This is a genomic window from Gemmatimonadales bacterium, from assembly GCA_036500345.1.
In the GTDB taxonomy this organism is placed as follows: Bacteria; Gemmatimonadota; Gemmatimonadetes; order Gemmatimonadales; family GWC2-71-9; genus Palsa-1233.
The window spans coordinates 131,499-146,111 of record DASYCE010000031.1; the positions used below are offsets into that span (position 1 = coordinate 131,499).

The 14,613-nt window shown below is 67.6% G+C and carries 12 protein-coding genes; 3 read left to right on the top strand and 9 right to left on the bottom strand.

From position 1 onward, the window contains the following. Window positions 1–20: 20 nt before the first annotated feature. From thiL to VGM20_13915, 9 genes are read right to left on the bottom strand one after another with little or no spacing between them, the layout of a single operon-like run. The gene (thiL, locus tag VGM20_13875) at window positions 21–980 is read right to left on the bottom strand and encodes a thiamine-phosphate kinase (protein HEY4101956.1); all 960 of its coding nucleotides are present in this window, start codon (window positions 978–980) and stop codon (window positions 21–23) included. Further along, window positions 977–2,572 (bottom strand): hypothetical protein, encoded by a 1,596-nt coding sequence (locus VGM20_13880; protein ID HEY4101957.1) that lies wholly within the window; start codon window positions 2,570–2,572, stop codon window positions 977–979. The genes thiL and VGM20_13880 overlap by 4 nt, the downstream gene beginning before the upstream one ends. Beyond that, on the bottom strand, window positions 2,569–4,113 hold the full coding sequence (locus VGM20_13885; protein HEY4101958.1) for an NAD(P)H-hydrate dehydratase: 1,545 nt from the start codon (window positions 4,111–4,113) through the stop codon (window positions 2,569–2,571). The genes VGM20_13880 and VGM20_13885 overlap by 4 nt, the downstream gene beginning before the upstream one ends. A 56-nt stretch (window positions 4,114–4,169) precedes the next feature. Next, window positions 4,170–4,565 carry a Minf_1886 family protein gene (locus tag VGM20_13890; GenBank protein ID HEY4101959.1) on the bottom strand — a complete coding sequence of 132 codons (396 nt, stop codon included), beginning with the start codon at window positions 4,563–4,565 and terminating at the stop codon, window positions 4,170–4,172. After that, a complete protein-coding gene (gene glyA / locus VGM20_13895) occupies window positions 4,565–5,839 on the bottom strand; it encodes a serine hydroxymethyltransferase (GenBank protein ID HEY4101960.1) in 1,275 nt (424 codons plus the stop codon). Before glyA ends, VGM20_13890 begins: the two co-directional genes overlap by 1 nt. Beyond that, window positions 5,836–6,276 carry a ribose 5-phosphate isomerase B gene (gene rpiB, locus VGM20_13900; GenBank protein ID HEY4101961.1) on the bottom strand — a complete coding sequence of 147 codons (441 nt, stop codon included), beginning with the start codon at window positions 6,274–6,276 and terminating at the stop codon, window positions 5,836–5,838. Before rpiB ends, glyA begins: the two co-directional genes overlap by 4 nt. A 21-nt stretch (window positions 6,277–6,297) precedes the next feature. Continuing rightward, window positions 6,298–7,347 (bottom strand): Glu/Leu/Phe/Val dehydrogenase dimerization domain-containing protein, encoded by a 1,050-nt coding sequence (locus VGM20_13905; GenBank protein HEY4101962.1) that lies wholly within the window; start codon window positions 7,345–7,347, stop codon window positions 6,298–6,300. Between the two features lie 17 nt (window positions 7,348–7,364). After that, window positions 7,365–8,216, bottom strand: a complete 852-nt coding sequence (locus tag VGM20_13910) for a 3-hydroxybutyryl-CoA dehydrogenase (GenBank protein HEY4101963.1) — start codon at window positions 8,214–8,216, stop codon at window positions 7,365–7,367. After that, window positions 8,213–9,400, bottom strand: coding sequence for an acetyl-CoA C-acetyltransferase (locus VGM20_13915; GenBank protein ID HEY4101964.1), 1,188 nt, complete (start codon window positions 9,398–9,400; stop codon window positions 8,213–8,215). The genes VGM20_13910 and VGM20_13915 overlap by 4 nt, the downstream gene beginning before the upstream one ends. Window positions 9,401–9,486: 86 nt before the next feature. On the opposite strand from VGM20_13915, the gene VGM20_13920 reads away from it, so the two are divergent. Genes VGM20_13920 through VGM20_13930 form a run of 3 tightly spaced genes read left to right on the top strand, consistent with a single transcriptional unit; the run spans window position 9,487 to window position 14,595 of the window. Beyond that, window positions 9,487–10,206 (top strand): hypothetical protein, encoded by a 720-nt coding sequence (locus VGM20_13920; GenBank protein HEY4101965.1) that lies wholly within the window; start codon window positions 9,487–9,489, stop codon window positions 10,204–10,206. Further along, entirely contained in the window at window positions 10,151–11,443 is a 1,293-nt protein-coding gene (locus VGM20_13925; protein HEY4101966.1) for a hypothetical protein, read from the top strand. The genes VGM20_13920 and VGM20_13925 overlap by 56 nt, the downstream gene beginning before the upstream one ends. Continuing rightward, window positions 11,431–14,595, top strand: a complete 3,165-nt coding sequence (locus tag VGM20_13930; protein ID HEY4101967.1) for an error-prone DNA polymerase — start codon at window positions 11,431–11,433, stop codon at window positions 14,593–14,595. The genes VGM20_13925 and VGM20_13930 overlap by 13 nt, the downstream gene beginning before the upstream one ends. The last annotated feature ends 18 nt before the right edge of the window (window positions 14,596–14,613 follow it).

Below are 14,613 nucleotides of genomic sequence, written 5' to 3' on the forward strand. Positions count from 1 at the left end.
CAGCCATTTCCTTCACACAATCAGACCGGATGGCGAAAGCCGGCGATCGCGTGAGCGACGCCGCGCAACGTCGTGTGCACGCCGTTCCCCTCGCGCACCGTGCCGATCCGCGTGAGCGCAACACCGGTGGCACGACGGCAGGCCGGAAATGAATCGAACCCCGCCGGCATCGTGACAAGCAGCTCGTAGTCTTCGCCGCCGGTTGCCGCGAAGACGGCGGGATCCTGGCCGGCACGCTCCGCCGCTTTCGGCACGCCGGGATGGGCCGGGATCGACTCGAGCGCGATGTCGAGCAGCACGTTCGACGCCGCCGCGAGATGCTCCGCGTCGCCGCCGAGGCCGTCGCTGATATCCATCATCGCGGTGGCACCGTGCTCGGCGAGCCAGAGCCCGGCGGCGATCCGCGGCTCCGGATGCGCGAAGGCGTAGCGCGCTTCGGCGTCGGGGTCATGACCAGCTTTCCACGATTCGACTGCTGCATGCGCCCCGCCGAGGCTACCTGTGACCCAGATCCCGTCGCCGGGACGCGCCCCGCCGCGGCCGATCTCACGTTTGGCGCGACCGAGGACCGTGACCGCGATCGACCAGACCGAACCGCTGGAGAGATCGCCGCCGAGAACACGGGCACCGACCGCATCACACGCCGAACCGACGCCACGCATCACATCCACGACCATCGCTGCTCCGTCTGCCGACGGCACGATCAGCGCCGTGAGCACGCCCACCGGTGTGGCACCCGCGGCAGCGAGATCGGATAGCGCGCTCGCCGCGGCGCGCCAGCCGACCTCTTCCATCGAGATCCAGTTGCGCTTGAAGTGGACATTCTCGACCGTCGCATCGACCGACACGACGAGAGATCCATCTCCAACAGGAATCGTTGCGGTGTCATCGCCGATCGGCGCCAGCGTATCACCCAGTACCGTGGCGATCGCGCGAATCCGGTCGAACTCGCCGCCGGAGCCCAGCGCGACGCGTGTCATCGCTCGAGCAGGTAGCGGACCAGCCCGCGCCGCGTGCCGATCCAGAGATAGTCGTCGCGCACCGCGATCGCGGTGACCTGGTCGGGGATCTGGCTCGGCGCGAGGAGGACGCGAAGCGGCGGTGTCATCGGTCGCACCAATCCGACGCCACCGGGGCCGCCGAGCCAGACGCCATCGTTGGTGGCGGCAAATGCCTGCAGCGATCCGAGCGTGCCGGAGAGAACCGGACCCTCGGTCCATCCACCCGACACGGGACTGCGCCAGACCAGCCGATCGGGCGTCATCACCACCATCGTGTCGGCGACGTAGCCGATGCCGAGAATCGGAGTGTTCGCTGCATCGAGGATCCGATATCCCTCGGCGATCTGGAGTTGATCCGTTCCCGGCATCCACGCGAAGAGGCCGTGCGCGGTGCCGACCCAGAGCGTATCGCCGCGGGAGAGAAGCGAATAGACCGGATCAGTGTAGGTCGGAATCGGACGACGGAATCCCGAATCGCCGTGCGCAACCGAGAGGCCGTGCATCGTCCCGGCGACGACAGCGCCGCGATGCGTCGCGATGGTGAAGACACGATCGTCAGCAAGGCCGTTGGTTGCGCCGAACCGCGCGACATCTCCGCCGTTGCTGCTGACCCGCACCGCGCCCTGATCGGTCGCGAGCCAGATCGCGGCGCCGTCGATCGCAACCTGCCGCGCGAGATTGAACGGAAGTCCAGTGGTCGCGGAGCCGGCGACATCGAGTGATGACGAGAGGTCGGGGGCAAGACGCGTGAGCGCCGCAGCGTGGCGGAGGTCGGCGTCGGTCTCGACCCAGATTCCTTCGGCCGTCGCGGTGATCGCGCCGATTGCTTCGCCGCGAAGCCCCAGCGGAATCGGCCGCGCGTCAGAGGCGGTGCGATCGAAGAAGACGAGGCCGCGCGTCGAGGTGCCGAGAAACCAGCCGTTCCCCTGCGGATCGGGGGCGGCGGCGGTGAGCTGCCCCTGCGTCATCCTGGGGCCGAGGGCAACGTGAGGAGCGAGACCGCGAAGCTGCGGAAGGTCGCGCATCGCGTCGTCGACCGTCGGCGCATATCGCGGATTCCGCGGCGGCGGCGCCGGTGCCGCGAATCCACCGACTCGCGGTACGCTCACCCATCCGCTGGCGGTACGATACCAGACGCCGGCGCCGGGGTTCGAACCTTCAAGCGCGATTGCTTCGGCAGGCGCCGGAAGCGCTCCTTGATCCCAGCGATTGGGAAGCGGATCGTAGTGAATCCACTGCACACCGGCGGCGAGCCAGAGCGAACGGTCGACTGGATCGACGATCGCCTGGTTCACTCCGCGGAGTGCAGTCGGAGTCGGCGGCGTGCGCGGCACATCCCAGCGGCGTTCGAGCGGGAGCCAGTAGGCGACCGCATCGGGAAAGACGACGTAGACGCGGTCCTGTGCCGAGGCGATCGCGAGGACGCGGGAGAAATCACCGATGACGACACGATCGGCGGGATTGAAGCCGTTGACTGGCGTCGGAATCGACGGACCCGGCGCGCCGCCGCACGCGGTGAGGATCAACGCAGTGGTTGCGGCGAGGAGCGTGGCGCGCGTCGGAGCGATCATATCGCCCGGGGTGCCGGCAGCTCGACGAGAATCGGCGGGCGGGGCACCGGCGGCGTTCGTCCCCACGCACGCCAGACATCCTGCAGCCCGGTCACGACGTCCATCGGCCGCATCGCCCGCGCGGTGACGCGGCGTGCAGCGTTGTCGGCCGCTTCGCCATGGGCCTGCGCGCCGACGGCGGCGGCATCGGGAAGAGGGACCTGCTGCGCCAGGAGCGATGCGATGATCCCGGTGAGCACGTCGCCGCTCCCGCCGGTCGCGAGACCGGGATTCCCGGCGGCGACGGTCAGCGTCGCAGCTCCTCGCGATGCCACAACGGTCGGCACTCCCTTGAGGAGCACGGTGGCGCCGGTCGCTTCGGCGGCGCGCTGTGCCGCTTCCCACGGTGCCGTTTCGAGATCGGCGCCGAAATCGGGAAAGAGGGTGCGGAACTCGCCGACGTGCGGCGTGAGCACCAGCGCCCGATCGGCGGCAAGGGCGGCGAGGGCGGCGACTTCTCCCTTGAGCATGGTGAGTGCATCGGCGTCGATCACGGCGCGCGAAGCGTGATCGAGTACCGCGAGGATGAACGGGATGCGTTCCTTCTCGCGGCCAAGCCCGGGGCCGATCGCCACGGCGTCGGCGCGCTTGAGGAGGTCGATGCATTCGGCGCTGAGCGGCAACGCGAAGTTGTGCGCCAGCGTCTGCACATCGGGTTCGGCGAGGCGGAGCGCCGCGAGTGACTCTTCCGGCGCAATGACGTGCACGAGTCCTGCGCCCGCGCCGAATACCGCGCGCGCAGCCATTCGAGCGGCACCGAGCATCGCCGGCATCCCGCCGACAATGACGACGCGCCCGCGACTGTTCTTGAAGGTGTTGGCCGCGAACGGCGGCACGCGCTGACGGGACCACGGATCGTCGACGAGTCGCGACCACGCGGCGTCGGCCGCCGGCAGGCCGATATCGACCACGATGAGATCGCCGACCTCGTCGCGCGCCAGGAGATGACCGCGCCGCGCGCCGCCGAACGTCACGCTGCAGTTGGCGTGGAGCGGGCCGTGATGCACGCCGGTGTCGAGGTCGAGACCGGTTGGTCCGTCGACCGCGACGACAGCAACGTGCAGGTCGACGATTCGCTGCAGCAGCGGCATCATCTCGCCGCGCGGCGCGCCCGTGGCACCGGTGCCGAGGAGCGCATCGATCGCGATGCCGACGCCGGGCCACGGTCCGTCGGCGGCGACAAGTCGGACTCCGTCACGCAATGCGGCCGCGCGCGCCCGGGATGCCGGTCCGTCACTTGGCGACACGAGCTCCGTCACCCAGACGCCGACACCGGCGGCATGCAGCGCGCGCGCCGCGACCCAGCCGTCGCCGCCATTGTTCCCGGATCCGCACGCCACCAGCACGCCACGCTGCACCGTCATCGCGAATCGATCGCAGGTGATCCGTGCGACCGCGCGCCCGGCGCTCTCCATCAAGGCATCGATGCTGGCGCCGGGGGAGGTGGCGGCGAGGTCCCACGCGCGCGACTGCGCGGCAGTGAGGACGGGGACGGGGGACATGGGGGAAAACTACTAGATCCAGGTGGTGCGGGGCGGCAGACGGTCGTTCGACAAGCTCAGGACGAGGGGAGCAGCGGCCCCTTGATTTCGTAGGTGCTGTCGAACGCCTCGCAGAATTCGTAGACGTCGGAGAAATCCGACTCGGTGTCAGCCGGCTGCGTGGCGAGGAGTTCGATCCCGACGAGCGCGTAGACGATCGCGCCCCAGTCTGCAGTTGACGAGACATTCCAGCAGGAGAGAACGTGGCGAGCGAGCAACCCGAACCGTTCCTGCGCCAGGTCGCGGCACGCCCACGCCAGTTCGACGCCGCTCACATGCCGGCGCACCTCGAACTTCCCCTGCAGGTACTCCACCGCCGCGAGGACGAAGAGATACGCCTTCTCATCGAACTGCTTCCCGCCGCGAGCGTGAATTCGCGCGAGAACGCCATCGGCGAATTGGAGTTCGTACATCAGATCGAGAAGTGCCAGGAGGGATAGAGCGGAAAGCCCGACGCGAGCGACTCGACATCATGGCGGACCTTCGCGAGCGAATCGGGATCGCGCGCGGTGAGCGCCGTGTCGATCATCACCGCGATCTGCTTCATCTCCGCCGTCCCCATTCCGCGGGTGGTGAGCGCCGGCGTGCCGACGCGGATCCCGCTGGTGACGAACGGCGACTGCGGATCATCGGGGATGGTGTTCTTGTTGACGGTGATCCCCGCCACGCCAAGCAGCTTCTCCGCTTCCTTGCCGGTGAGCGACTTGGCACGAAGATCGACGAGCATCAGATGGGTGTCGGTCCCACCGGAGACAATCGCGAGTCCGCGCTCGATCAGTGCAGCCGCGAGGACGCGCGCATTCTCCACGACCTTCTGCGCGTAGGTCTTGAAATCGGGCGACAATGCTTCGCCGAACGCGGCCGCCTTCCCGGCGATCACATGCTCGAGCGGCCCACCCTGCCCGCCCGGGAAGACCGACTTGTCGATCGCCTTGGCGTGCTCGGCATGGCAGAGAATCAACCCGCCACGCGGTCCCCGCAGCGTCTTGTGCGTGGTGCTGGTGGTGACGTGCGCATGTGGCACCGGCGACGGATACATCCCGCCGGCGACGAGCCCGGCGAAGTGCGCCATGTCGACGACGAGGAACGCACCGACCTCATCGGCGATCGAACGGAACGCCGCGAAGTCGATCACGCGCGCGTACGCCGATCCGCCGGTGACGATCACCTTGGGGCGCGTCTCGCGGGCGATGTCGCGGATCTGGTCGTAGTCCATCAGCCCGGTGTCGGGGCGTACGCCGTACGAATGCGACTTCCACACCTGCCCGGTGTGACTCACGGAGGTCCCGTGCGACAGATGCCCGCCGTGCGGCAGCGACATGCCGAGAAGCGTTTCGCCGGGCGGCATCAGCGCCATGTAGGCGCAGAAATTCGACTGCACGCCGGAGTGCGGCTGCACGTTGGCATGATCGGCGGAGTAGATCTGCTTGACGCGATCGATCGCGAGCTGCTCGACCTGGTCGACGATCTCGCATCCGCCGTAGTAGCGCTTTCCGGGATATCCCTCGGCGTACTTGTTGGTGAGGCACGACCCCATCGCTTCGAGGACGGCGCGCGAGGTGAAATTCTCGCTGGCGATCAGCTCCAGGCCGTCGCGCTGGCGCAGGAGTTCGCCGTCAATCAGCCGCGCAATGGTGGGATCGGACTGGGAGAGCGGTGCGTCGTGTTCGAGGTGCTGCTGGGTCACTCGGCGTTCTCGATCTTGGCGATCCGCTTGACGTGCCGGCCACCTTCGAAGGGCGTATTGAGAAAGGTCCGCACGATTTCACGGGCAGTCCCCTCGTCGATGAAGCGCGACGGCAGGACGAGAACGTTGGCGTCGTTGTGCTGGCGGGCGAGGCGCGCGATATCCGGCGACCAGACCACCGCCGCGCGAATCCCCGGATGCCGGTTGGCGGCGTAGCTCATGCCGAGTCCCGAGCCGCAGAGGAGGATGCCGCGGTTCGCTTCCCCCTCCTCGATCTCGCGGGCGACGACGTGCGCGTAGTCGGGATAGTCGGTCGGCGCGGTGGTGTGCGACCCGACATCCTCAACGTCGAAGCCCTGCGCGCGGAGTTCGTCCGCGATCATCGCCTTCATCTCGAAGCCGGCGTGATCCGCGCCGATCGGTATCCGTTCAGGCATGGGGGAAAGATAAAACCCTTGTCATCGGTCCCCGGCGATCCACATCCGCTTGAGGGCGGCGACCGACCGGATCCGTTCTTCGGCGAGCCGATCGGCGGCCTCGAACGACGGCACGCCGTCGCGGCTGGCGATCGCGAAGACGCGGAGGATCGTGTCGTAGATCTCCTGCGCCTTCCGCTTGGCGCGCTCGTGCGTCCATCCCTGCAGTTCGCCGAAGACATTCACCACGCCGCCGCCGTTGATGACGTAGTCCGGGGCGTAGAGAATCCCCTTCTTCTCCAGTTCGATCCCGTGCCGCGTCTCGGCGAGCTGATTGTTGGCGCCGCCTGCCACGATCTCGACCTTGAGCCGCTTGATCGTGTCGTCGTTGATCACGGCACCCAGCGCACATGGCGCGAAGATGTCGGCCTGGACATCGTAGATCGCATCGGGCGCCACCGCCGTTGCGCCGAGCTCGTCGACGACGCGCTTCACCTTGTCGGCGTCGATGTCGGTGGTGATCAGCTTGGCGCCCTCTTCCTTGAGGTGCTTCATCAGGTAGAAGGCGACTTTCCCCGCGCCCTGCACCGCGATCGTCTTGCCGGCGAGCGAATCCTTCCCCCACTTGAGCTTCGCCATCGCCTTCAGGCCGACGTAGACGCCGTAACTCGTCACCGGCGACGGATCGCCCGACAGCGAGAGGAGGCCGGCGACGTGCTGCGTCTCGCGCTTGACGAATTCCATGTCGGTCGGCGATGTGCCGACATCTTCGGCGGTGATGTAGCGGCCACCGAGCGTTTCAACGAAACGACCGTGCGCGCGGAAGAGCGATTCGCGATCGGGGCGCTTCGGATCGGCGATGATCACCGCCTTGCCGCCGCCGAGATTGAGTCCCGCGACCGCCGACTTGTAGGTCATCCCGCGCGACAGGCGAAGGACATCGCGCAGCGCTTCATCGGTCGAGCCGTACGGCCAGACGCGCGTCCCGCCCAAGGCGGGGCCGAGCGTGGTGTCGTGGATCGCGATGATGCCGAAGTAGCCGCACGACGGATCGTGCGAGAAGACGACCTGCTCGTGCCCGCGCGACTTCATCTCGTTGAAGATGTCCATTAAGCCTTCGCCCCGTAGTTGAAGAAGCCCTTGCCACTCTTCCGTCCGAGATCACCGGCTGCCACCATCTTCTTGAGGAGCGGGCACGGACGGTACTTGTCGTCGCCCAACCCCACATGCAGCACGTCGAGAATCGCGAGACAGACATCGAGGCCGATGAAATCCGCCAGCGCGAGCGGCCCCATCGGATGTGCCATCCCGAGCTTCATCACGGTGTCGATTGCTTCAGGCGTGGCGACACCTTCGAAGACGCAGAAGATCGCTTCGTTGATCATCGGCATCAGCACGCGATTGGCGACGAACCCTGGATAGTCGTTGACCTCGACCGGAGTCTTGCCGAGTGCCGTGGCGGTCTCGAGAACGGTCTTCGTGGTGGCGTCGCTGGTGGCGTAGCCGCGGATCACTTCCACCAGCTGCATCACCGGCACGGGATTCATGAAGTGCATCCCGATCACCTGCGGGGCGCGCTTCGTCTTCGCCGCGATCTCGGTGATCGAGATCGACGACGTGTTGGTGGCGAGAATGGCGGCAGGGTTGCAGAGCTGGTCGAGCCTGGTGAAGAGATCGAACTTGATCGCGGGGTTTTCACTCGCGGCCTCGACCACCAGTGCCGCGTCCTTCGCGAGCGCGAGGTCGGTGCCGGTGGTGATCCGTCCGATGATCTCTCCGGGTGCTTCGGCGGTGATCGTCCCCTTCTTCACCTGACGATCGAGATTCCCCTTGATGGTAGTGAGCGCCTTGTCGAGCGCGCCCTGATTGACATCGATCAATGCGACGTCGTGCGAATGCTGCGCGAAGACGTGGGCGATGCCGTTGCCCATCGTGCCGGAGCCGATGACGGCGATCTTCACAGTGCCTCTACCGACAGTGCCACCGCGTTGCCGCCGCCGAGGCAGAGGGTCGCGAGTCCGGTGCGCGCCTTCCGGTCGCGCATGGCGTAGAGCAGCGTCGCCAGGACGCGCGCGCCGGACGCACCGATCGGATGGCCGAGCGCGATGGCTCCGCCGTTGACGTTGACGCGATCCCAGTCCCAGCCGAGGGCGCGGCCATCGGCGAGCGCCTGCACCGCGAACGCTTCGTTCGCTTCGATCAGGTCGTAGTCGCCGATCGACGTCCCGGCCTTCTTCATCAGAGATTCGACCGCGGCGACCGGCGCGAAGAAGAGATCCTTCGGCTCACCGCCGCCGGTTGCATACGCCGTGATCCGCGCCATCGGAACGAGACCGTGCGCCTTGGCGAATGCCAGCGAGGTGACGACGGTGGCGGCGCCGCCATCGTTGAGACCAGGGGCATTCCCTGCCGTCACCGTGCCGTCTTTCCGGAAGACCGGCTTGAGCTTGGCGAGCGAATCGGGCGAGGTGTCGGCGCGCGGTGATTCATCGGCGCTGACCGTGGTGGTGCCCCCCTTCCCCGCGATCTCGACACCGACCATCTCCGCGTCGAACTTCCCCGCCTTCTGCGCCGCGACCGCGCGACGATGCGATTCGGCGGCGTAGGTGTCCTGGTCCTGCCGCGACACCTTCGCCTTCTCGGCAGTGTACTCCGCGTACTCACCCATGTGGTTGTTGCCGAACGAATCCCAGAGTCCGTCGTGGATCATGCCGTCGACGATCGTCTGGTTTCCCGCCTTGATCCCGCCCCGGTAGTTGTAGAGGTAGTGCGGCGCGTTCGACATCGATTCCATCCCGCCGGCAACGACGCACTCGGCGTCGCCCGCCTTGATCGCCTGCGCGGCGAGCATCACGGCCTTGAGTCCCGAGCCGCAGACCTTGTTGATCGTCACGGCGGGGATCCGCGCGGGGAGGCCGGCGTGGATCATCGCCTGGCGGGCCGGCGCCTGGCCGGTACCGCCCTGGACCACGTGGCCCATGATGACGTCGTCGATTGCCTGGGGGTCGATTCCGGCACGGCGGACCGCTTCCTTGATCGCCAAGGCACCGAGTCGCGTCGCAGGGATGGAGGAGATGGCGCCGAGGTACTTGCCGATCGGGGTCCGGCAGGCGCTGAGAATGACAGGAGTTGTTGCGTCGGTCACTGGTTCAGATCCGTGATTGAAACGCGCGAAAGATACCCGGATCGTGACATCCCCTTGTCTTTCGGTTTTTATTCGGTTAACTGTTCGTGCCCGATCGACCGGATCCGACCCTGCCCGCGACTGCCACTGCCCTCGACCTCCGTAACCAGCTCGCCAAGCGCTTCCCCGATGCGATTCCGCTGGCGGGTCGGCGGGAGAGCGGCGTGGCGACCGGGATCGAGCTTTTTGATCGAGTCCTCCCGAATGCCGGCCTCCCGCGGGGGCGTCCGACAGTCTGGAGCACCCCGGCAAGCGGGGCCACGGCGATCCTCTCCCACGCCTGCCGGGCGACCCTCGCCTCCGGTCTCAGGGCGGCATGGATCGACGGCGCCAGGACCCTTGGACCGGGGTGGGTGTCGGGGCCGCTGGTCCTGCGACCTCGCACTCCATTGCTGGGGCTCCGCTTCGCCGAGCTGCTCCTCCTGTCGGGAGGGTTCTCGCTGGTGGTGCTGAGCGGGATCCCCGCCGATCGGACCACCCTCTTCCGTCTCGCGCGCGCGGTGCACGAAGGGGGCGGCGCCTTCGCCATGCTGGCGGCGGGATCGCTCCCGGCGGCGCTGCGGATCACCTCGCGCTACCTGCCGGAGCGATTCGTCTACGCGCCCACGCCGTTTGGTGATGCCGCCATGGTGCGCACCGTCGCCGTTGCCATCGATGCTACTTCCTCGGGGTGGAACGCCTCGACCACACTCTCTCTTCCACTCGAGTCCCATGACGTTCGTAGCGCTCTCGATCCCGGATTGGCCGACCGGCGCGGCAGCGAATGACCTGCTGGCGCAGCTGCTCGCCGTCGCACCGCGCGCCGCGGTAAGTCCCACCGAGCAGCTGGCGTGGCTCGACGCGCGCTCGCTGCAGCCGGCGGCGCTGGCCACCAGTGCGCGCGCGGCACTGGGGAGCAGCGGGATCGCCGTGCAGGGAGCAGCGGCCGCCCAGGTGCCGATCGTTGCGGCGATCGCGGCGCGGCGTGGTGACGCGCAGGGATGGATCGACATCGCCCCCGGTGCGGAGCGGAGCTATCTCGCGCCGCTGCCGCTCACCGTCCTCGGTGGCGAGGGAGCGGTCCACCATCTCCTCTTCGGCATCGGCGTCACCCGCTGCGGTGAGCTCGCGCCGCTCAGCCGAGAATCGGTGGAAGTGCGCTTTGGCCGCGACGGCATGACGCTCTGGCGAATGGCGCGTGCCGACGATCGGCGGCGGCTCTTCTCGGCGCGCCCTCGCGAACTTCCCTCGGCGTCACTCGACTGGACCGAGTTCTCCACCACCGATCTCGAGCAGCTGATCTTCGTGCTGCATTCGCTGCTCAAGACGGTCTGCGATCAGCTGATCACCGCCGGGATTGGCGCGCGCACGCTGGAGATCACCCTGTCGCTGGAGAATCGCACCACGCTGATCGAGCGCGTCACCGCCGCGCGCGGGACGTCGCAGCGCACCACCTGGCTGCGGCTGGTGCGGCGCACGCTGGAGAAGGTCGATCTCCCCGACCGGATCACCGGGATCGCGGTGCGCGTCGACGCCGCCGGACCGCCGACGGTGCGGCAGGGAGATTTCTTCGACCTGGGCTTTGCCTCCGAAGAAGCGGCCGAGAGTGCGGTGAGTCATATCCTCGACCTGCAATCGGATGCGGTGATCGTCCCGGCGTTGCAGGCGCATCCGTTGCTCGAACGGCGCGTCGCGTGGCAGGCGCACCCCGAGGGGATGCCGGCGCGCGACGTCGATGCAGCGGACCTGCCGGCGGCATTGCAGCCGCAGCTTCTGCCGACTGCGCGCGCCGTGGATGTGACGACGCGCGAGCGGCGGAGTTTCCTGACGCCGGTGCATTACACCGACAACGGCGTGCGGCATCCGCTCCGCGAATCACTCGGCCCGCGTTGCGTGTCGGGGATGCCGTGGGAAGCGCCGATCGCGCGGGAGTATCACCAGGTGGTGCGCGACGACGGCGTGGTGGTGCTGCTCTATCGTGATGCATTGATCGATCAATGGTATCTGGCGGGATGGTGGGACTGACCGAACTCCGGTGCCATTCCGCCTATTCCTTTGGCGATGGCGCCGTCTCACCCGAGCGGCTGGTGGAGCGCGCGGCGGCACTTGGCTATACGTCGCTCGGCCTCACTGACACCGCCGATCTGGGCGGGATCGTGCGCTTCGGCAGCGCCTGCGCCAGGCACGGTGTCGCCCCGGTGGTGGGGGCGGAGCTGGTGGTCGATGGGCGGCCGCTCGCGGTGCTGGCGCGGAGCAAGACCGGCTACAACAACCTCGCCGCGCTGGTGACGCGATCGCGCAGCAGCGAGCTGCTCGGCCCCGACGCGTCGCGCCCCGACCGCGGACGTCCGCGTCTCTCCTCCGACGATCTCCTGCCGCGCAGCGACGGATTGCAATTGCTCACCGGCCCGACGTCGGGAATTCTCGCGACACTGGTGCGCGACGATCGCCGCTTCGAGGCGATTCGCCTGCTGCATCAGTGGCGCGAACAATTCGGCGGGCATGTCGCCGTCGAAGTCCATTGGCATCAGACCGGCAGCGACGAACTCGCCCTCGCCGATGCGCTGATTGCCCTCGCCGGCAAGGCCCGGGTGCCGTGGTTCGTGGCGCAGGACCCGCGCTACATCGATTACGGCTCGCGGATGGTGCACGAGATGCTCACGGCACTCCGGCAGAAGATCACCTTCGACGAACTCACCCGGCGCGGCCTGGGACACAGCAACGGCGGGTGGCAGCTCCTCGACCCCGACACGTTGCGCACCCGCTGGCGCGAGCGCGACGCCGGCCTGGCGGAGAGCGCCGCGATCGCCGCGACGTGCGCCTTCGAGATGCAGTGGATCCGGCCACCGCTGCCAACATTCGATGTCGAACCGGGACACGACGACGACTCGTATCTCCGCGTCTGCGCACTGGCAGGTGCCCGCGAGCGGTGGGGTGACACGCTGAGCCGGGTGCAGCAGGAACAGCTCGATCGCGAACTCGAGGTCATTCGCGGGCTGGGATTTGCCGGCTTCTTCCTGGTGATGTGGGACGCAGTGCGCGAAGGGCGGCGCCTCGGCATTCTCTGCCAGGGACGCGGCAGCGCCGCCAATTCCGCCGTGGTCTATTGTCTCGGCATCACCGCGATCGATCCGGTGGCCAACGGACTCCTCTTCGAACGATTTCTTTCGCCGGCGCGCACCAACGGGATGACCGAAGCCCCGGACATCGACGTCGATTTCGAGCACGACCGGCGCGAAGAGATCCTCGACTACATGTACGCCAGGTACCACCGCAGCGGATCGGCGATCACCGGGGTGACGCAGATCTACAGCGCGCCAACAGCGCTGCAGGACGGGATGCGCGCACTTGGGCTTCCGGCGGAGCTGGCGTTCAAGCTCTCCAAGCGGCTGCATCACAGCAGCGCCCAGCATGGCGCGGAGCGGCTGGTCAAGGAGATCGGACCGCGATTCTCCTTCGACACCACGACGCCGCGGGCGAAGGTCCTCCTCACCATCATGCGCGCCTGCGAGGAGTTGCCGAGGATGCGGTCGACGCATCCCGGGGGATTCGTGCTCTCGTCGGAGCCGCTGGGGAACTATGCGCCGGTGGAGTGGACCACCATGGGGCGGTCGATCATCCAGTTCGACAAGGACGATCTCGACGAAGTGGGGATTCCGAAGTTCGACTTCCTCGGCCTCGGTGGCCTCGCGGTGGTGCGGCGCGCCTTCGACGCGATCGAGGCGGAGACCGGTGATCGCCCGGAGATGTACCGGATCCCGATCGACGACCGGCCGACGTACCAGATGATCTCGCGCGGCGACACGCTGGGGACCTTCCAGATCGAGAGTCGCGCGCAGATCTCGTCGATCGTGCTGACGAGGCCGGAGCAACTCTACGACATCACGGTGCAGGTGGCGCTGATCCGTCCGGGGCCGATCCAGGGGAAATTCGTGCGGCCATACACCGACCGGCGGCGCGGGCGCGAACCGGTGACATATGCCGATCCGCGACTGGAGCCGATCCTCAAGCGGACGCAGGGGATCCCGATCTTCCAGGAACAGGCGATGGCGATCGCGATCAACCTCGCGGGCTACACGCCGACCGAAGCCGACATGCTGCGGCGCACGATGGGAAACCAGCGGAAGGAAGCGAAGCTCACCGCGGCGCTGGTTGAGCTGCGCGAACGACTGGTGGAAGCGAAGCTCTCGCCGGAGGTCGCGGCACAGATCGAGTCCGACCTGCGTGGCTTCGCGAACTACGGCTTTCCGGAATCGCACGCCTGGAGCTTCGCGCTGATCGCCTACGCCACGGCGTGGCTCAAGCAGAATCATCCGACGGCGTTCTACTTCGGCCTGCTCAATTCACAGCCGATGGGGTTCTACTCGGTGGGAACGCTCCTGCAGGACGCGCGACGTCACGGCGTGCCGCTGCTGCCGCCGTGCCTTCGCGACGGCGAGCGGCATTGCACCATCGAGGCCGCAGCAGCGGGAGAACTCCCGCCGCTGCGAATCGGCTGGCGCTTTGCGCGTGGACTCGGCGATCGGCAGCTCGATGCCCTCGATGCCGCCCAGCAGGCGGCGCGATTCACCAGCATCGCCGATGTGGTGCAGCGCGGCGCGCTCGACCGGAGCGCCACGGTGGCGCTGGCGCGCGCGGGGGCGTTTGCCGCGTGGGAACCCGATCGCCGGCGGGCGGCGTGGGAAGCACTCCGTGCCGCGGGTGACACGATGCCGCTCGCGCCGGCGCGCGACACGGAGTTCATGCCGAAGCCGATGAGCGGCCGGCATCGCCGCCTCCTCGACTATTTCGCCAACGGCTACTGCCTCGACGGCCATCCGATGCAGGACCTGCGCGAGCAGCTGCAGAAGTGGGGAGTGGAGGACAGCATCACCGTCCAGCAGCGGAGGAACCGCGACACGGTGGTGGTGTGCGGGCTGATCATCGCGCGGCAGCGGCCGCAGACGGCGAAGGGGACGATCTTCCTCCTCCTCGAGGACGAGCATGGCCATATCAACGTGATCGTGCCGGTGAGTGTCACGGGGAAGGATCGCGACGCGATGCTCTCCGCGATCGTGATCATGGTGCAGGGGCGGGTGGACAAATCGAGCGACGACGCGATCCAGCAGATCGTGGGAGAGCGATTCCAGGAGTTGCAGGTGGCAGGGCTGACGCAGACGAGCCGGGATTTCCACTAGGGATTGCTATCGTTCGGG